This window comes from Bradyrhizobium sp. ISRA430 (genome assembly GCF_029909975.1).
GTDB lineage: Bacteria > Pseudomonadota > Alphaproteobacteria > Rhizobiales > Xanthobacteraceae > Bradyrhizobium.
Genome location: NZ_CP094516.1, coordinates 3,352,823 through 3,369,366 on the forward strand (window position 1 = coordinate 3,352,823; position 16,544 = coordinate 3,369,366).

Genomic DNA, 16,544 nt, shown 5'->3' on the forward strand with positions numbered 1-16,544 from the left:
CAGTATTCCAGAGACAGTGCGAGATGTTGAGAGGCCCCGGCGTACTGGATGCCCCGCTTTCGCGGGGCATGACAGTGAGTATGGGGCTGAGCGCCTTCCCTACTGCACGCTCAGCGCGACGAATCGCAGCTCGCCGTCGCCGTTGGAGACGAGCAGCAGCACCGACTTCTTGCCGTCCTTCTTCATCTGGTCGATGCGCTTCTGGACGTCGGCGCCGCTCGACACGGCCTCCTGCGCCACTTCGACGATCACGTCGCCGGCGGAAAGCCGCTTGTCGGCGGCATCCGAGTTGGCGTCGACATTGGTGACGACCACGCCCTTCACGCTGTCCTTGATCTTGTAGCGCGTGCGCAGATCCTTGCTCAGCGTCGCAAGATCGAGGCCGAGCGCCTTCTGCGTCACCGGCTTCTCGGGCGGCGGCTCCTCGGTCTTCACCGCGGCCTGCACCTTTTCCGGATCCTGAAGGCGGCCGAGCGTGACCTTCTTGGTGTCTTCCTGGCCCTTGCGGATGATGACGACGTCGACCTCCTTGCCCACCGCGGTGTCGGCGACGACGCGCGACAGATCCTTCGGGTCCTTGATATCCTTGCCGTCGAACTTGACGACGACGTCGCCCGGCTCGATGCCGGCCGGCTTGGCCGGACCCTTGTCGTCAACGCCGGCGACCAGCGCGCCGCGTGCGGGCTTGATGTTGAGGCTCTCGGCGATCTCGTCCGTCACGCTCTGGATGCGCACACCGAGCCAGCCGCGGCGCAGTTCGCCGAACTGGCGGAGCTGGTCGACCACGCCTGCGACCGTCTTCGACGGCACTGCGAAGCCGATCCCGATCGAGCCGCCGGAGGGCGAGATGATCAGCGTGTTGACGCCGATGACCTCACCCTCGAGGTTGAACAGCGGGCCGCCGGAATTGCCGCGGTTGATGGCGGCGTCGGTCTGGATGTAGCTGTCATAGGGGCCCGAGGAGATATCGCGGTTCTTGGCCGAGACGATGCCTGCGGTCACGGTGCCGCCGAGGCTGAACGGATTGCCGATCGCGACCACCCAGTCGCCGAGACGCAGCTTGTCGGAGTCGCCGAACTTCACCGCAACGAGCGGCTTGGTCGGCTTGAACTTCAGCACGGCGAGGTCGGTCTTCTTGTCGACGCCGACGAGCTCGGCCTTGATCTTGGTGCCGTCGTTGAGAATGACGTTGATCTCGTCGGCATCTGCGATGACGTGGTTGTTGGTCACCACGATACCTGACGTATCGATGATGAAGCCCGAGCCGAGCGAATTGGTCTTGCGCGGCGGCCCGTTGTCGCCGCGCTCGCCGCCCTTGCCGGCACCTGGGCCGCGGCGGTTCTTGAAGAAGTCGTCGAAGAATTCCTCGAAGGGCGAACCGGGCGGAAGTTGCGGCATGGTGTTGCTGCCGCCGCCTTTGGCTTCGACGGTCTGCGAGGTCGAGATATTGACGACCGCGTCGATCACTTTTTCGGCGACATCGGCGATGCCTTCCGGCCCACGTGCGTAGGCCGGCGAGCCGAACGCGCTGAAAGCGCCGATGGCGAGCGCGGCCAGCCCAAGTCGCACGCAATGGCGCAAGCGGGTCGGGGCAATGGTGGCAGCGGTCATTGTGATCTCCAGAGAAAGAATTCGGCTCCAGACTGCGCTCGAACGGGGGGACGGCGCAAGCACGGAGGTTAGCGGGCTTCAAGAGCCGGATAATACGGCGAAAAGCCGACCCAAGGCTTCACTTTGGCGTTGGCGCGGAGCCTAAATGGGACGTCGCATAACCCAGATCAGGATCAACCCGGCCACCGCCGAAGCGATCCCGACTGCTCGCAGGATATGGTCGGGCGTGGCTAGCGCACTCTTCATGGCCTTGCGCATCCAGGCCGGACTTGCCGCGAACAACAAGCCTTCGAGCACGAACAGGATGCCTAAGCCGATGAGGAAGTCGGCGAACGCAATGGACCTCATCGGATTGGAACCTCCCCGCGTGCTGTTCTTGCTTCGACGAAGGGCAGCAGCCGCACCGCCCTTCGGCTTGCTCAGCCTTTAAGGTTTCGCCGGCGCCGGCGCCTCGCCACTCGGCTTGCCGCCCGGACTACTGAAGTACCGGAAGAAATCCGAGTCAGGGCGCAACAGGAATCGGGTGTCGTTGGAACGCAGCCCGTTCTCATATGCCGTCATCGACCGGTAGAAGGCGAAGAAGTCGGCATCCTTGCTGTAGGCCTCGGCAAACAGGCGGTTGCGCTCGGCATCGCCCGCGCCCCGGATCTGCTCGGACTGCGAATTGGCGTCGGCGACGATCACGGTCACCTCGCGGTCGGCCTTGGAGCGAATCTCCTGCGCCTTCTGACCGCCCTGCGCGCGGAACTCGGCAGCTTCGCGCTCACGCTCGGTCTTCATGCGCTGGTACACCGCCTGGCTGTTCTGCTCCGGCAGATCGGCGCGGCGGATCCGGACGTCGACGACCTGGATGCCATAGCCGTCGGCTTCGTGATCGAGCTGGTCGCGGATGCGCAGCATCAGCTTCTCGCGATCGTCACGCACCACGTTGATGAAGCTGACCTCGCCGAGCACGCGGCGCAGCGCTGCGTTGAGCAGCGTGGTGAGCTGGAGGTTGGCGGACTGGATCGAGCCGACGCTCTGATAGAAGCGCAGCGCGTCCTTGATGCGGTAGCGCGCGAAGGCGTCGACCACCAGGCGCTTCTGGTCGGAGGCGATCGCCTCCTGCGATGGATTCTCGAGATCGAGAATCCGCTTGTCGATGTTGATCACCGAATTCCACGGCGCCTTGAAATGCAGGCCGGGCTCGGTGACGACGTCGACGGGTTTGCCGAACTGAAGCACGATAGTTTGCTCGGTCTGCTGCACCGTGAACAGCGACATGTAGGCCACGATCAGGACCAGGAGCAGCCCGAGCAGCGAGACGATGCCTGTAACCGGAGACCTCATCGGGTGCCTCCGCTCGACTGCTGGCCGGCGGTGGGCGCCCGCTTGGGCGTCAGCTCGTTGAGCGGCAGGAAGGGCACGACGCCCTGGCCCGAGGAGCCGCCGTCATAGACCAGCTTTTCCGAGCCGCCGAGCACGCGCTCCATCGTCTCCAGATAGATCCGTTCACGCGTCACGTCGGGCGCCTTCTTGTATTCGTCGTACACCTTCAGGAAGCGCGCACTCTGGCCCTTGGCCTCGGCGACCGCCTGCTCCTTGTATCCTTCGGCGGCCTGCAGGATCTGCGCCGCGCGCCCGCGCGCCTGCGGCACGACCTGGTTGGCATAGGTCTGCGCCTCGTTCTGCAAGCGCTCGGAGTCGGAGCGCGCCGCCTGCACGTCGCGGAAGGCGTCGATCACCTGCGCGGGCGGATCGACCTTCTGCATCTGCACCTGGGTGATGAGGATGCCCGAGCCGTAGCTGTCGAGCGTCCTCTGCATCAGCTCCTGCACGTTCTGTTCCGTGACGTTGCGGGCGCCGGTCAGGATCGGCTGGATCTGCGAGCGGCCGATCACCTCGCGCATCGCGCTCTCGGCAACCGCCTTCACGGTGCCTTCGGGATTCTGGATGTTGAAGAGGAAGTCACCGACACCGTCCGGCTTGATGCGCCAGAGCACGGTGAAATCGACGTCGACGATGTTCTCGTCGCCGGTCAGCATCAGGCTCTCCTCCGGCACGTCGCGGATCGAGCGGCCGCGCCGCGTCGGATCGTCGATCAGCGTCATGCCGATGGAGATGGTGGAGACGCGCAGCGCCTTCGGCAGCAGCACGGTCTCGATCGGATAGGGCAGATGATAGTTGAGGCCCGGCTGCACGGTGCGGACATGCTTGCCGAAGCGCAGCACGACGCCGAGCTCTTCGGACTGCACGCGGAAGAAGCCCGACAGCAGCCAGAACGCGAGGACGATCAGGAGGATCAGCGTAATGCCGACGCCAGAGAAATAGCCGCCGGGCAGAAGCTGCTGCAGGCGGTCCTGGCCGCGCCGCAGAAGGTCTTCCAGATCCGGTGGCCTCGGCCCGACCGGTTGCGGGCCTGAGCCCCATGGCCCTTTCGGACCCGAGCCCCACGGGCCACCGCCCTGATTCTTCCACGGCATTCGACAGTCTCCTCGGCGGGCCGGGACTAGAACTCATCCGGCCGGCATTTGTCCGGTCCGGCTTTATAGGGGACCGGCAGGCCCCTTACAACGCGCCCCTGACTGCCCCCCGAGCTATGCTTGGGCGCGGAAAAGTCAATGTAAACATTGGCGAATGCAGTTAATCTCGGGACCGCCGACGATATGTCACATAGGAGAAGTCGGCGCTGTCGTCGGCTCCCGCCGGATGGCGGACGCGGCTCGTTTCCTCCCACTGCGCCTTGTCGATCTCGAAACAAGTGTCGCCCGCCGGCCGCGCGTGCACCTCGGTGATTTCGAGGCGGTCGGCGCGATCGAGCCATTGCCGATAGATCTCGGCGCCGCCGATCACGGCGATTTCGGCGGCGGAACGCCGCAGGGCATCGCCGCGTGCGACCGCGCCTGCATCCGCCGCCGACGTCGTGACGATGGCACCTCGGGCGCGATAATCCGCATCGCGCGTGATGACGATGTTGGTGCGGTTGGGAAGCGGCCGGCGTAGCGATTCAAAGGTCTTGCGGCCCATGATCACGGGCTTGCCGATCGTGAGCGCCTTGAAGCGCTGCATGTCGGATTTCAGCCGCCAGGGGATCGCGCCACCAGCACCGATGACGCCGTTCTCCGCTATGGCGACGACGAAGACGATCTCCATCACGGCGCCTTCCCTGCAAGCTTTGCCAGCGCAGGCCCGGTGACGCGGCACAGCGTCCAGTCATCCATCATGACGGCCCCGAGCGATTTGTAGAACGCAATCGACGGCGCGTTCCAGTCGAGCACGGTCCATTGCAGGCGCGACCAGCCGTTCTCGACGCATTCCTGCGCCAGATAAACCAGCAGCGCCTTGCCGAGGCCCCTGCCCCGATGCGACGGCCGCACATAGAGATCCTCGAGATAGATGCCGTGGCGGCCGCTGAAAGTGGAGAAGTTGAGGAACCAGACCGCGAAGCCGACCGGTTCGCCCTCCCATTCGGCGATCGCGCAATAGAGCCGCGGATCGTCGCCGAACAGAGCGTCGGCGATCATCGTCTCTGTCGCTTCCACCTCGTGCGAAAGCTTTTCGTATTCGGCGAGCTCGCGGATGAAAGCGAGAATGAGGCCGGCTTCGCCGGAGCGCGCGCGGCGGATATTGAGGGACATCTGCGCTAGACCGCGACTTCCGCTTTAATGTGCGGATGCGGATCGTAGCCGACGAGCTCAAAGTCCTCGTAGCGGAAGGAAAAGATATCCTTCACGTCAGGGTTGATCTTCATCACCGGCAATGGACGTGGTGCGCGCGTTAACTGAAGCCGCGCCTGTTCCAGATGGTTGGAATAGAGATGGGTGTCGCCGAGCGAATGCACGAAGTCGCCGGGCTTCAATCCCGTGACCTGCGCGACCATCATCGTGAGCAGCGCATAGGAGGCGATGTTGAAGGGCACGCCGAGGAACACATCGGCCGAGCGCTGATAGAGCTGGCAGGACAGCTTCCCGTTCGCGACATAGAACTGGAACAGGCAGTGGCACGGCGGCAGCGCCATCTTGTCGACCTCGGCCGGATTCCAGGCCGAGACGATCAGGCGACGCGAGTCGGGGTTGCGCTTAATCGTGTCGACCACGCTCGAGATCTGGTCGATGCTGCGACCGTCCGGCGCAGGCCAGGAGCGCCATTGATGGCCATAGACCGGACCGAGATCGCCATTGGCGTCCGCCCACTCGTCCCAGATAGTGACGCCGTGGTCGTGCAGATATTTGATGTTGGTGTCGCCCTTCAGGAACCACAACAGCTCATGCACGATCGCCTTCAGTGGCAGCCGCTTGGTGGTCAGCATCGGGAAACCGGCGGACAGATTGAAGCGCATCTGGTGGCCGAACACCGACAGCGTGCCGGTGCCGGTCCGGTCTGTTTTCTCGGCGCCGTCTGAAAGAATCCGCTCGAGCAGGTCCTGATACTGGTGCATGGGTCTATGGGCCTTTGGAGGACGGCGAACTTAACGGCCGGTCCCGCGCTGCGACAGCCGCGATTCGCTGTCCGCACTGATTATACCCGGAAAAGTGAGCGTTCCCGCCGCAAACGACAAGGGGCGGAACCGGTGTCCCGCCCCTCGCCTATCGGCTTGATTGTGCTTGTTAAGTTGCCGGTTTGAGCACCGGGCTCCACTTCGCGATCTCGGCTTTGACGAGGGCTGCGAGCGCCTCCGGCGTCCGCTCTGCAGCGCCCGGAATGACGCTGCCGAGCTCGAGCAGGCGCTTGCGCACGGTCTCGTCGTCAAGTGCCTTGGCGGCGGCCGCGTTCAGGCTCGCCAGGATCGCCGGCGAAGTTCCCTTCGGCGCGAACATCGCGTTCCAGGCCTGGGCCTGGAACGTGGGCAGGCCGGCCTCCGCCGTCGTCGGCACGTTCGGCAGCGACGGATTGCGCTCGGCCGTCGCGATTGCGTAAGCCTTGATGGTGCCGGCGTTGATCTGCGGCACGGCGTTGACGATCTGGTCACACATGTAGTCGACCTGGCCCGCCACCAGCGCGTTCATCGCAGGTCCGGTGCCGTTGAAGGGCACGCCGACGGGCTTGACGTCGAGGATGGAGTGCAAGAGCTCGCACGACGCGTGCGAGACGGAGCCGACGCCGGCATGTGCCGCGTTCACCTTCTCCGCGTTCGCCTTCACGTAGGCGACGAATTCCTTCAGGTCCTTCGGCGGGAAGTCCTTGCGCGCCAGGATCAGGATCGGCGTGCCCGCGAGCAGCGCGATCGGCTCGAAGTCCTTCTCGGGATGATAGGCGAGCTTCGGATAGAGCGGCACGGACGCGGCGTGCGTGCCCATGTGGCCGGTGATCAGCGTGTAGCCGTCATTGGCCGCACGCGCGGCACGCGTGGTCGCGGTGGTGCCACCGGCGCCGACTACGTTCTCGATGATGATGCTCTGTCCCAGCGTTTGCGCCATATGCGCAGTGACGATGCGCGAGATCACATCGGTCGGACCGCCGGCAGCGAACGGTACGATCATGGTGATGCTGCGCGTCGGATAGCTCTGCGCTGCGGCCGGTGCGACAAAGGCGCACAGCGACGCGAACGCTGCGACACATGCGCCCGCAAGCGCGCGAATTGAAGTCATCCCGATCCCCTCGGACACGAACAAAAAATGCCGGCCAAGCGGCCGGCATTTTCATTTCACGAAGCTGTCGCGCGAGTCGATTCGACTTCCGAATGCGGCGCGCCGACGCAGGGCGGCCGCGATCAGTTCTCGGACTCCGTGAACACCTCGTCGCGCTTGGCCCGCAATGCAGGCAGCACCGTGAGGACCAGGAGACCGGCAGCGATCGCGAGCAGCACGGCGGACAATGGACGTGTCAGGAAGACGCTCCAGTCGCCGCGCGAGATCAGCAGCGCCCGGCGCAGATTCTCCTCCATCAGCGGACCGAGCACCATGCCGAGCAGCAGCGGCGCCGGCTCGAAATCGTGCTTGATCAGCCAGTAGCCGACCAGGCCAAACACGCCGGCAAGAATGACGTCGACCGGCGCGTTGTTCACGGAGTAGATGCCGATCGCACAGAAGATCACGATCGAGGGGAACATCAGCCGGTAGGGCACGCGCAATAGCCGCACCCAGATTCCGACCAGCGGCAGGTTGATGATGATCAGCATCAAATTGCCGATCCACATCGAGGCGATCATGCCCCAGACGAGGTCCGGCTGCTTCTGCATCACCTGCGGACCCGGCACGATGCCGTGAATGGTCATCGCGCCGACCATCAGCGCCATCACGGCATTCGGCGGGATGCCGAGCGTGAGCAGCGGGATGAACGAGGTCTGTGCCGCCGCGTTGTTGGCACTCTCCGGCGCCGCCACGCCCTCGATCGCGCCGCGGCCGAACCGCGACGGGTTCTTGGCGAGCTTCTTCTCGAGGGTGTAGGCCGCAAACGACGCGATCACCGCGCCGCCGCCGGGCAGGATGCCGAGGATCGAGCCGAGCACGGTGCCGCGCAGGATCGGAGGCGTCGAGTCGGCCAGATCCTTCCTGGTCGGCATCAGGCCGGTGATCTTCTGCTGCACGAGATCGCGGTTCATCTCGGCGCCGTGGTCGAGATTGCGGATGATCTCGGCGAAGCCGAACACGCCCATCGCCACCGTCGCAAAGCCGAGGCCGTCGGCGAGCTCCGGAATGTTAAAGGCCATGCGCGAGGCGCCGGTCTCGATGTCGGAACCGACCATCGACAGCAGGAGGCCCAGCACGATCATCGCGATCGCCTTGAGCACCGAGCCCTTGGCCAGCACCACCGCAAAGATCAGGCCCAGCACCATCAGCGAGAAATACTCGGCCGGGCCGAACGCCAGCGCCAGCTTGGTCAGCGGCGCGCCGAGGATGGCGATCAGCACGGTCGCGACGCAGCCGGCGAAGAACGAGCCGATCGCCGCGATCGCCAGCGCCGGGCCCGCGCGGCCCTGCTTCGCCATCTGATGGCCATCGATGGCCGTGACGACCGATGTCGCCTCACCTGGGATGTTGACCAGGATCGAGGTCGTCGAGCCGCCGTACTGGGCGCCATAGTAGATGCCGGCGAGCATGATCAGCGCGCCGACCGGCGGCAGCCCGAAGGTGATCGGCAGCAGCATTGCCACGGTTGCGATGGTGCCGATGCCCGGCAGCACGCCGACCAGGGTGCCGACGAGGGCGCCGATCAGGCACATCAGGAGATTGATCGGAGAAAACGCGACGACAAAGCCGTGAGCGAGGTTGGCAAAGAGCTCCATCACACCCTCACTGGACCAGGAAACGTGGGAACATCGGCATCGGCAACCCGAGCACGTAGGGGAACAGAAGCGCGCAGCCGAGCGTCAGGCAGGCGCCGACGATGACGGCCTCGAGCAAGCGGGTCTCGTGCGACCCCATCGCCGCAATGAGAAAGCTCGCGAAGGCCGAGACGACTAGGCCAAGCGGCCGAATCGCCAGCGCGAAGAACAGGATCGCGGCCATCACGAACAACGGCCCACGCCAGGAATAGTGAGCCAGCGCCGGCCCCTCGGTCATGAGGCCCGTCAATGCGATGCCGGCAGACAGGGCGACCAGGAGCCCGCCGAACATGCGTGGCGCGGTCCCCGCACCGAAGGAGAAGCCGCGCATGCCCTGCAAGTCGCTCCCTGCCCATAGCGCGAACAAGGCGAGCGCCATCAGGACGATCCCGCCGACGTAATCCTGGGCCGACCTGATCGTCATGAAGAGCGTGAGGATCGCCACCACAAACAGCGGATAGGAATAGATCAGCGCCAACAGCACGTCGGACGACTTCTTGGAGTCGCCGGCGAGTATTGCACTGGGAGCCCCCACCAGTAGCGCGGTGGCGTGGCTGATCACGACTGTCGCCGGACCGCGGCCGGTGCCCCAGCCGAAGATCGTCCCGATCGACCAGACGAATTCGAAGATCTGCGGCGCAATCGCCAGCAGACAAAAGCCGAGCGCCAGCGACGTGTTTCGGGTGGCTGTCGCTGAGTGGCCCATCGTATCGGCCATGCTTGTCTCCTCCGCGACCTGTAAGTCACGAGCGTTGTTGTTCTAAATCGGCTGGAAAGGATCCCCCGCCCGCATCACTGCCTAGCGATTTTCATCACACAATGCCAGCAAAACCCAACAGGCCCCCGGCCAGCAGCAGCCATAGCGGATTGATGCGCGAGAGGGAGGCGATGATCGCAACGGCCGCCGTCAGGAACAGGGCAACGAGGCTGCGATCGGTCGCCTGGGCCAGAATCAAGGCACTTGCCGCCATCAATCCGATCGACAGCGGAACCAGTGCGACCTGGATCAGGCCGGGCCAGCGCGATTGGCTGGGCCGGTTCAGGAGGCGGCTGACATAATAAGCAAGCAGCGCCGTCGGCAGGCACATCGCCAGCGTCGCCACCAGTGCCCCGGGAATGCCGGCAACGGCATAGCCGATCAATGTGACAATCAGGACGTTGGGACCGGGCGAGAGCTGCGCGATCGCATAGGCGTCGGCAAACTGCTTGTCGGTCATCCAGTGATGCACCTCCACCGCGATCCGGTGCATCTCGGGGACGGCCGCGGCGGCACCGCCGACGGCGAACAGCGACATCAGACCAAAGGTGGAGATCAGCGCCCAGATCGGGCTCTCGCTGGTCATGCTGCTACCTTCCGCCGCAGGATGAAGGTCACGGCGACGCTGAGCGGGATCGCGACCAGCAGCACCGCCTGCAACGGCAAGCGGAGCACGCCGATGGCGGCGAACACCGCAAGCATCAGGATGAGCCCGGTGGCGTCCGGCCCCTTGAGCAGCGGGGTCATCATGCGGAAAACGACCGCGATCAAGAGCCCCACCGCGGCGCAGGAGATGCCGGCGAGGCTGCGGCGCAAAAGCTCCAGCTCGCCGAAATGGGCGTACAGGACCGCAAGCACGGTCATGATCAGCGTCGGCGGCAGCAGCAGCCCGGTGAAGGCGGCAATGCCGCCGGCAACCCCGCGCAGCCGCGCGCCGAACACCATCGACAGGTTGACGATGTTGGGGCCGGGCAGGAAATGGCAGAGGGCGAAGGTCTCGTTGAATTCCTCGGCCGTCATCCAGCGGTGCTGGTCGACGATGGCTCGCCGGGCGAACACCAGAACGCCGCCGAAGCCGGCCAGCGACATCCGGGCAAAGGCGACAAACAGCGCCAGCAGGCCGGGTGGAATGCTTCTGGCTGAAAGATCCGGCTCTTGGGCGGCCGGTGATGAATCCGACGACATGGCCGGACTTTAGAATGGGTGCGGCGGTACGGCCAAGACGCTGGGGAACCCTATCCAAAGGGAACAGCGATGTTGTCGCTCGAAACCCCTGTTTTTTGAAACGTTTGCCCCCTATATTGTGGGTGCCGGTTCGCCGGCTATGGAAATAAACGGTCGTCGCAATAAACCATTCGGACCCGGGGGCGGTACCCGGCGCCTCCACCAAAGCCCACCCGGATAGCGGGCTTCCTGCCCGCGCAAAAAAGCGGGTTTTGGCGGGGGCGAAATAGGATCGACGAGGGCGTAAAGGGCGTACTTTTTCCCGGTATTGTTCCGCCGTTATCGGGCTACTGCAATAGTTGCCAACGACAACTTTGCTCCGGTTGCTCAGGCTGCGTAACGCAGTTTGAAAGACCACTCTAAAGTCCTAGTGGGTTAAGCTCCGCTAGGCGGGGTTCGGAGGCACCTGGCAACAGAAGCCTCCACTTGCTTTTCATTTTATTTGTCCCGGCGGGGACTCCTGCTGACCCGTCAGGCGCGGTACCATTCCGGCTTGGCGAGTCGGGCCGGCAGGGCCTGGCTCTCGGGAATGCAACAGGACCACCATGGCAACCGATCATATCCGATACGATGTGCTGGCGCGCGACGCGCTGCGCGGCGTGCTGCGCAAGGTGCTGACCGATGCCGCAGCCCATGGATTGCCGGGCGAGCATCATTTCTTCATCACCTTCGTGTCGAAGGCCGAGGGTGTGAAGCTGTCGCCGCGGCTCTTGGCCCAGTATCCGGAAGAGATGACGATCATCCTCCAGCACCAGTTCTGGGATCTGACCGTGCTCGAGGACCGCTTCGAGGTCGGCCTGTCGTTCGGAGGCATTCCGGAGCGGCTGGTGGTGCCGTTCAGCGCCATCAAGAGCTTCCTCGATCCGTCGGTGAAATTCGGCCTCCAGTTCGACACCTCCGACGTCGCCGAGGATACGCACGCCGGACTTCCGGCGGCCCCGGCTGCATCGGCCGTCTCAGTGGCAACACCTGCCGCCGAGACGGCGGAGACCGTCGATGAGCCGACTCCGCCGAGCCAGGGTGGCGCCGAGGTCGTGCGGCTCGATCGTTTCCGCAAGAAATGATCTAGGACCGGGGCCCGCGGCCGCCACACGCGGCCAAACCGCCTATATAGGTGAGCAACCGCAAGGCCGCGCAGTCTAACGCGGCAGAATGGACATGCTCATGGACAAGACCACCCGCCCCTCGCACCGCGCCGCCACCCGCATCGAGACCGACAGCTTCGGTCCCATCGAGGTCCCCGCCGATCGCTATTGGGGCGCGCAGACCGAACGCTCGCGCCAGAACTTCCGCATCGGCCAGGACCGCATGCCGATCGCGCTCGTGCATGCGCTCGGCATCGTCAAGCTGGCCGCGGCGCAGTCCAACCGCGAGCTCGGGCTGCTCGACCAGCGCCGGGCCAACGCCATCATCCGCGCCGCGCGCGAGGTGATCGACGGCAGCCTCGACGATCACTTTCCACTGGTGGTCTGGCAGACCGGCTCGGGCACGCAGTCCAACATGAACCTCAACGAGGTGATCGCCAACCGCGCCAATGAGCTGCTCGGCGGCGAGCTCGGCGCCAAGAAGCCGGTCCATCCCAACGATCACGTCAACATGAGCCAGTCGTCGAACGACTCGTTCCCGACCGCAATGCATATCGCGGCAGCAAGCCGCATCACCGCCGACCTGATCCCCGCGCTGGGCGAGCTGCACCAGGCGCTGCGCAAGAAGGAGAAGGAGTTCGCCAAGATCGTCAAGATCGGCCGCACCCACACTCAGGACGCGACGCCGCTGACGCTCGGGCAGGAATTCTCCGGCTATGCCGCGCAGGTCGAAAGCGGCATCGCCCGGCTCAAGGTCGCGGTGAAGGATCTCTATCCACTGGCGCAAGGCGGCACCGCGGTGGGCACCGGTCTCAACTCGAAGCCGCGCTTCGCCAAGCTGTTCGCCAAGCATGTGGCCGGCATCACCAAGCTGCCCTTCACCAGCGCCGCGAACAAGTTCGAGGCGCTGGCTTCCAACGACGCCTATGTGCTGGCGCACGGAGCGATCAACTCGGTGGCGACGGGGCTGTTCAAGATCGCCAACGACATCCGCCTGCTCGGCTCCGGCCCGCGCTCGGGACTGGGCGAGCTGATCCTGCCGGAGAATGAGCCCGGCTCCTCGATCATGCCCGGCAAGGTCAACCCGACGCAGTGCGAGGCCATGACCATGGTGTGCTGCCAGGTGTTCGGCAACAACACCGCAATCACGCTCGCCGGCAGCCAGGGCCATTTCGAGCTCAACGTTTACAAGCCGGTGCTCGCCTACAACATGCTGCACTCGATCCGCCTGATGGCCGACGCGGCGCGCTCCTTCACGGAACATTGCGTCAGCGGAATCCGCGCCGACGAAAAGCACATCCGCGAGCTGATGGAGCGGTCGCTGATGCTGGTGACGGCGCTCGCACCGAAGATCGGCTACGACAACGCGGCCAAGGTGGCGAAGACGGCGCATGCGAACGGCACGACATTGAAGGAGGAGGCGCTGCGGCTCGGCTTCGTGTCGGCGGACGAGTTCGACCGTTTGGTGCAGCCGGAGAAGATGACACGGCCGGGGTGATTTCCGAATTCCGATAGCCATCCGTAATGATACGGAGCCCAAAACGGCATATTTGTAGGGGCTTAAAGGGCAGGATTTGATTACCGTCAATGTCTCGGAGAGGAGGGATGCTATCCACCACCTCTCTCACCCTTCCCGGGGCCAAATTGATCGTTTGATGGTCCATCGGGCCGATTGACGAGGACGAGCAAATGACAATCAAATCTTATGCGGCACATTGCTGTGCCCGGTTTCTGAATGTTTCATCCCGCCCGCCGAGGATCGGGTGATGGAGACGCGACATGGGGAACGTCATCAACCTGAACCGCATCAGGAAGCGGGCCGAGCGGGAAGCTTCGGCCAAGCAGGCGGACGCCAACCGAACCAAGTTCGGCCGCACCAAGGCCGAACGCTCAGCGGAAGAGAAACGCAAGGCGCAAGCGAAGGAGCACCTGGACCAGCATCGGATCGACCGCGAGGAACAGCCATGAAATCGCCCGTTGTCAAACGATCGATCGTCGTCGCCGGCCACAAGACCAGCGTCAGTCTGGAAGAGGCGTTCTGGAACGGCATGAAGGAGATTTCCGGCCTCCGCAACATGACGCTGTCCGAGCTCGTGGGCGAGATCGACGGCAATCGCCAGCAGGGTAACCTGTCGTCGGCGATCCGCCTGTTCGTTCTCGACTACTTCAAGAACCGCGCTGCGGCCGTCCCGCCCGAGCACAAGGTCCCGGCTCAGTAAGCGCCAGAAGCGAGCCGGCAGCGTCGCGCCGGCTCGCACTTTATAATCACTCTAAGGTGCAACCCGGGCAGGCCGAGCCGGCTTGACCTCAGTGCCCTGCGTTGAAAATACAGGGCATGAGCGACGACAATGACACGCGCCCGCACCTGCCGCTGGGTCTGGCGCAGCGCGGCTACACCGGCATCATTCAGCACCTTTCCGCCAAGGACGCAGGCTCGGCGCTGCCGGACATCGAGCTGGAGAGCCGCCTGATCGAGCTCGGCTTTGTCGAGGGCGCCCGGGTGGAGATCCTGCACGAGGGCATCGTCGGGCGCGACCCGATCGCCGTTCGCGTCGACAACATCACGATCGCGGTACGCCGTCGCGAAGCCATGGCCATCATCGTCGCGTGATGCGGCCGGACCTTTGATCTCATGGAAGCACCCCTGCTGCATCTCGCCCTGGTGGGCACGCCAAACAGCGGCAAAACCTCGCTGTTCAATGCGCTGACCGGCAGCCGGCAGAAGGTCGCGAACTATCCGGGCGTCACCGTCGAGCGCAAGGAGGGCTTCTTCGTCACCCCGCTCGGGCGCCAGGTCTCGGTGGTGGACCTCCCCGGCACCTATTCGCTGCGCGGCCGCAGCCCGGACGAGGAGATCACCCGCGATTTCGTGCTCGGCAAGGCCTCCGGCGAGCGCATGCCCGATCTCGTGCTGTGCGTGGCCGATTCGACCAACCTGCGGCTGACCATCCGCCTCCTGCTCGAGCTCAAGCGCACCGGCCGGCCGCTGATCCTCGTCCTCAACATGTTCGACATCGCGAGCCGCCGCGGTATCACGGTCGATGTCGCGCGCCTTGCCAAGGAGCTCGGCGTGCCCGTGGTCACCTCGATCGCGGTGCGCAAGGGCGGCACTGCCGAGCTGTTGAAGCTGACCGACGAGATCCCGGCGAAAGTTTCGCCCGAGGCTGAGAACAAGTGGCGCGCGCTCAGCGTCTCTGAACTGCGCGCCACCCAGCGAGAGGCCGACCGGATCATCGCCGACTGCGTCAGCCTGCCGAGCCGGCCCGACACCTGGACCGCGCGGATCGACGCCGTGGTGCTGCACCCCGTCGGCGGCCTGCTGGTGCTCGCGCTGATCCTGTTCGTGATGTTCCAGGCGGTGTTCGCCTGGGCGCAGCCGCTGATGGAGCTGCTCAATTCGGGCTTCGATGCGCTCGGCGAGTTCGTGCACGACACCCTGCCCGCCGGTCTGTTGCAGAGCTTCCTGCAAAACGGCGTGATCTCCGGCGTCGGCAGCGTCATCGTGTTCCTGCCGCAGATCATCATCATCTTCCTGTTCATCCTGCTCTTGGAAGATTTCGGCTACATGGCGCGCGCCGCCTTCCTGATGGACCGCATCATGGGCGGCGCCGGCCTGCACGGCCGCGCCTTCATCCCGCTGTTGTCGAGCTTCGCCTGCGCCATTCCCGGCATCATGGCGACGCGCGTGATCGACAACAAGCGCGACCGGCTGACCACGATCCTGATCGCGCCGCTGATGACCTGCTCGGCGCGCATTCCCGTCTACACGCTGATCATCTCCGCCATCATTCCGGCGAAAGAGGTCTGGGGCTTCATCAATCTGCAGGGCCTCGTGATGTTCGGCCTATACGCGACGGGCATCATCAGCGCGCTTCTGGTCTCGTTCCTGATCAAGTTCTTCATGCTGCGCGACTATGCGCCGGCGCCGTTCATGCTGGAGCTGCCCGACTACAAGATGCCGCGCCTGAAATCGATCGCGATCGGCATCTTCACGCGGGCGAGGATGTTTTTGCAGCGCGCGGGCACCACGATCTTCTCCATGATGGTGCTGATCTGGTTTTTGGCCTCGTTCCCGCAGCCGCCTGCCGGGGCAACCGAACCCGCGATCGACTTCAGCCTGGCTGCGATCATGGGCAAGGCGCTCGCGCCGCTGCTCGCGCCGGTCGGCTTCAACTGGCAGATCGCCGTCGCCCTGATCCCGGGCATGGCAGCACGCGAGGTCGCGGTCGCGGCGCTCGGCACCGTCTATGCGATCGAAGGCGGCAAGGAGGCGGCCGAACAGATCGGCCAGGTTCTGGCGACGAAATGGTCGCTCGCGACCGCGCTGTCGCTGCTGGCCTGGTACATCTTCGCCCCGCAATGCGCATCGACGCTGGCGGTGATCCGGCGCGAGACCGGAAGCTGGACCTGGATGGCGGTGACCTTCGCCTACATGCTGGTGCTCGCCTATGCCGCGAGCCTCGTCACGTACAATGTCGCCGTCGCGCTCGGGGCCGGCTAGTCGTTTTCCGCCGAGCCCTAGCCTCCGCGACGCGTCCCAACAAAAATATCGAAAACAACCCCATGGAAAGTAGCCGAGGGCTACAGGTCATGATGGCTGGCACATCCTGAGGTTGACACGTCG

Annotated in this window: 18 protein-coding genes and 1 other RNA gene; 7 read left to right on the top strand and 12 right to left on the bottom strand. The window is 64.6% G+C overall.

The features are described 5' to 3' along the window. Positions 1 to 99: 99 nt before the first annotated feature. The 12 genes from MTX21_RS16055 to MTX21_RS16110 all read right to left on the bottom strand — a co-directional run bounded on the left by MTX21_RS16055 (position 100) and on the right by MTX21_RS16110 (position 10,796). Complete coding sequence (locus tag MTX21_RS16055) at positions 100 to 1,611, bottom strand: Do family serine endopeptidase (RefSeq protein ID WP_280965749.1); 1,512 nt, start codon at positions 1,609 to 1,611, stop codon at positions 100 to 102. A 141-nt stretch (positions 1,612 to 1,752) separates the two neighbouring features. Continuing rightward, a complete protein-coding gene (locus MTX21_RS16060; protein ID WP_279375764.1) occupies positions 1,753 to 1,959 on the bottom strand; it encodes a DUF2065 domain-containing protein in 207 nt (68 codons plus the stop codon). Positions 1,960 to 2,037: 78 nt separating this feature from the next. Next, complete coding sequence (locus tag MTX21_RS16065; protein WP_280965750.1) at positions 2,038 to 2,940, bottom strand: protease modulator HflC; 903 nt, start codon at positions 2,938 to 2,940, stop codon at positions 2,038 to 2,040. Continuing rightward, positions 2,937 to 4,073, bottom strand: coding sequence for an FtsH protease activity modulator HflK (gene hflK / locus MTX21_RS16070; RefSeq protein ID WP_280965751.1), 1,137 nt, complete (start codon positions 4,071 to 4,073; stop codon positions 2,937 to 2,939). Before hflK ends, MTX21_RS16065 begins: the two co-directional genes overlap by 4 nt. A 160-nt stretch (positions 4,074 to 4,233) precedes the next feature. Further along, positions 4,234 to 4,743, bottom strand: a complete 510-nt coding sequence (locus MTX21_RS16075) for a dihydrofolate reductase (protein WP_280971073.1) — start codon at positions 4,741 to 4,743, stop codon at positions 4,234 to 4,236. After that, a complete protein-coding gene (locus tag MTX21_RS16080) occupies positions 4,743 to 5,228 on the bottom strand; it encodes a GNAT family N-acetyltransferase (protein WP_280965752.1) in 486 nt (161 codons plus the stop codon). The genes MTX21_RS16075 and MTX21_RS16080 overlap by 1 nt, the downstream gene beginning before the upstream one ends. Positions 5,229 to 5,233: 5 nt before the next feature. Then, the gene (locus tag MTX21_RS16085) at positions 5,234 to 6,028 is read right to left on the bottom strand and encodes a thymidylate synthase (RefSeq protein WP_280965753.1); all 795 of its coding nucleotides are present in this window, start codon (positions 6,026 to 6,028) and stop codon (positions 5,234 to 5,236) included. 169 nt (positions 6,029 to 6,197) lie between these two features. Beyond that, the gene (locus tag MTX21_RS16090) at positions 6,198 to 7,178 is read right to left on the bottom strand and encodes a tripartite tricarboxylate transporter substrate-binding protein (RefSeq protein ID WP_280965754.1); all 981 of its coding nucleotides are present in this window, start codon (positions 7,176 to 7,178) and stop codon (positions 6,198 to 6,200) included. A gap of 122 nt (positions 7,179 to 7,300) precedes the next feature. Then, positions 7,301 to 8,815 (bottom strand): tripartite tricarboxylate transporter permease, encoded by a 1,515-nt coding sequence (locus MTX21_RS16095; protein ID WP_280965755.1) that lies wholly within the window; start codon positions 8,813 to 8,815, stop codon positions 7,301 to 7,303. Positions 8,816 to 8,822: 7 nt separating this feature from the next. Further along, a complete protein-coding gene (locus MTX21_RS16100) occupies positions 8,823 to 9,572 on the bottom strand; it encodes a tripartite tricarboxylate transporter TctB family protein (RefSeq protein ID WP_280965756.1) in 750 nt (249 codons plus the stop codon). Between the two features lie 94 nt (positions 9,573 to 9,666). Next, the gene (locus MTX21_RS16105) at positions 9,667 to 10,197 is read right to left on the bottom strand and encodes a chromate transporter (protein WP_280965757.1); all 531 of its coding nucleotides are present in this window, start codon (positions 10,195 to 10,197) and stop codon (positions 9,667 to 9,669) included. After that, the gene (locus tag MTX21_RS16110) at positions 10,194 to 10,796 is read right to left on the bottom strand and encodes a chromate transporter (protein ID WP_280965758.1); all 603 of its coding nucleotides are present in this window, start codon (positions 10,794 to 10,796) and stop codon (positions 10,194 to 10,196) included. The genes MTX21_RS16105 and MTX21_RS16110 overlap by 4 nt, the downstream gene beginning before the upstream one ends. Positions 10,797 to 10,881: 85 nt before the next feature. Between MTX21_RS16110 and ssrA the strand changes: the two genes are divergently transcribed. The 7 genes from ssrA (at position 10,882) to MTX21_RS16145 (ending at position 16,421) form a co-directional block, all read left to right on the top strand. Beyond that, positions 10,882 to 11,262: a transfer-messenger RNA gene (gene ssrA, locus MTX21_RS16115) on the top strand. Between the two features lie 118 nt (positions 11,263 to 11,380). Beyond that, positions 11,381 to 11,899 (top strand): ClpXP protease specificity-enhancing factor SspB, encoded by a 519-nt coding sequence (locus MTX21_RS16120; RefSeq protein ID WP_280965759.1) that lies wholly within the window; start codon positions 11,381 to 11,383, stop codon positions 11,897 to 11,899. Positions 11,900 to 11,987: 88 nt separating this feature from the next. After that, positions 11,988 to 13,418 carry a class II fumarate hydratase gene (gene fumC / locus MTX21_RS16125; RefSeq protein WP_280965760.1) on the top strand — a complete coding sequence of 477 codons (1,431 nt, stop codon included), beginning with the start codon at positions 11,988 to 11,990 and terminating at the stop codon, positions 13,416 to 13,418. Positions 13,419 to 13,699: 281 nt separating this feature from the next. Continuing rightward, complete coding sequence (locus tag MTX21_RS16130) at positions 13,700 to 13,888, top strand: DUF4169 family protein (protein ID WP_280965761.1); 189 nt, start codon at positions 13,700 to 13,702, stop codon at positions 13,886 to 13,888. Beyond that, positions 13,885 to 14,139 (top strand): ribbon-helix-helix domain-containing protein, encoded by a 255-nt coding sequence (locus MTX21_RS16135; protein ID WP_280965762.1) that lies wholly within the window; start codon positions 13,885 to 13,887, stop codon positions 14,137 to 14,139. The genes MTX21_RS16130 and MTX21_RS16135 overlap by 4 nt, the downstream gene beginning before the upstream one ends. A 116-nt stretch (positions 14,140 to 14,255) precedes the next feature. Next, positions 14,256 to 14,531, top strand: a complete 276-nt coding sequence (locus tag MTX21_RS16140; RefSeq protein WP_280965763.1) for a FeoA family protein — start codon at positions 14,256 to 14,258, stop codon at positions 14,529 to 14,531. A 21-nt stretch (positions 14,532 to 14,552) separates the two neighbouring features. After that, positions 14,553 to 16,421, top strand: coding sequence for a ferrous iron transporter B (locus MTX21_RS16145; RefSeq protein WP_280965764.1), 1,869 nt, complete (start codon positions 14,553 to 14,555; stop codon positions 16,419 to 16,421). Positions 16,422 to 16,544: the final 123 nt, after the last annotated feature.

What these genes read in the sequence shown, in the direction of transcription:
- MTX21_RS16120 (WP_280965759.1), top strand. Translation starts at nt 11,381, where the DNA reads ATGGCAACCGATCATATCCGATACGATGTGCTGGCGCGCGACGCGCTG.
- hflK (WP_280965751.1), bottom strand. Translation starts at nt 4,073, where the DNA reads ATGCCGTGGAAGAATCAGGGCGGTGGCCCGTGGGGCTCGGGTCCGAAA.
- MTX21_RS16135 (WP_280965762.1), top strand. Translation starts at nt 13,885, where the DNA reads ATGAAATCGCCCGTTGTCAAACGATCGATCGTCGTCGCCGGCCACAAG.
- MTX21_RS16075 (WP_280971073.1), bottom strand. Translation starts at nt 4,743, where the DNA reads ATGGAGATCGTCTTCGTCGTCGCCATAGCGGAGAACGGCGTCATCGGT.
- MTX21_RS16130 (WP_280965761.1), top strand. Translation starts at nt 13,700, where the DNA reads ATGGGGAACGTCATCAACCTGAACCGCATCAGGAAGCGGGCCGAGCGG.
- MTX21_RS16055 (WP_280965749.1), bottom strand. Translation starts at nt 1,611, where the DNA reads ATGACCGCTGCCACCATTGCCCCGACCCGCTTGCGCCATTGCGTGCGA.
- MTX21_RS16085 (WP_280965753.1), bottom strand. Translation starts at nt 6,028, where the DNA reads ATGCACCAGTATCAGGACCTGCTCGAGCGGATTCTTTCAGACGGCGCC.
- MTX21_RS16095 (WP_280965755.1), bottom strand. Translation starts at nt 8,815, where the DNA reads ATGGAGCTCTTTGCCAACCTCGCTCACGGCTTTGTCGTCGCGTTTTCT.
- MTX21_RS16100 (WP_280965756.1), bottom strand. Translation starts at nt 9,572, where the DNA reads ATGGCCGATACGATGGGCCACTCAGCGACAGCCACCCGAAACACGTCG.
- MTX21_RS16060 (WP_279375764.1), bottom strand. Translation starts at nt 1,959, where the DNA reads ATGAGGTCCATTGCGTTCGCCGACTTCCTCATCGGCTTAGGCATCCTG.
- fumC (WP_280965760.1), top strand. Translation starts at nt 11,988, where the DNA reads ATGGACATGCTCATGGACAAGACCACCCGCCCCTCGCACCGCGCCGCC.
- MTX21_RS16090 (WP_280965754.1), bottom strand. Translation starts at nt 7,178, where the DNA reads ATGACTTCAATTCGCGCGCTTGCGGGCGCATGTGTCGCAGCGTTCGCG.
- MTX21_RS16105 (WP_280965757.1), bottom strand. Translation starts at nt 10,197, where the DNA reads ATGACCAGCGAGAGCCCGATCTGGGCGCTGATCTCCACCTTTGGTCTG.
- MTX21_RS16140 (WP_280965763.1), top strand. Translation starts at nt 14,256, where the DNA reads ATGAGCGACGACAATGACACGCGCCCGCACCTGCCGCTGGGTCTGGCG.
- MTX21_RS16080 (WP_280965752.1), bottom strand. Translation starts at nt 5,228, where the DNA reads ATGTCCCTCAATATCCGCCGCGCGCGCTCCGGCGAAGCCGGCCTCATT.
- MTX21_RS16065 (WP_280965750.1), bottom strand. Translation starts at nt 2,940, where the DNA reads ATGAGGTCTCCGGTTACAGGCATCGTCTCGCTGCTCGGGCTGCTCCTG.
- MTX21_RS16110 (WP_280965758.1), bottom strand. Translation starts at nt 10,796, where the DNA reads ATGTCGTCGGATTCATCACCGGCCGCCCAAGAGCCGGATCTTTCAGCC.
- MTX21_RS16145 (WP_280965764.1), top strand. Translation starts at nt 14,553, where the DNA reads ATGGAAGCACCCCTGCTGCATCTCGCCCTGGTGGGCACGCCAAACAGC.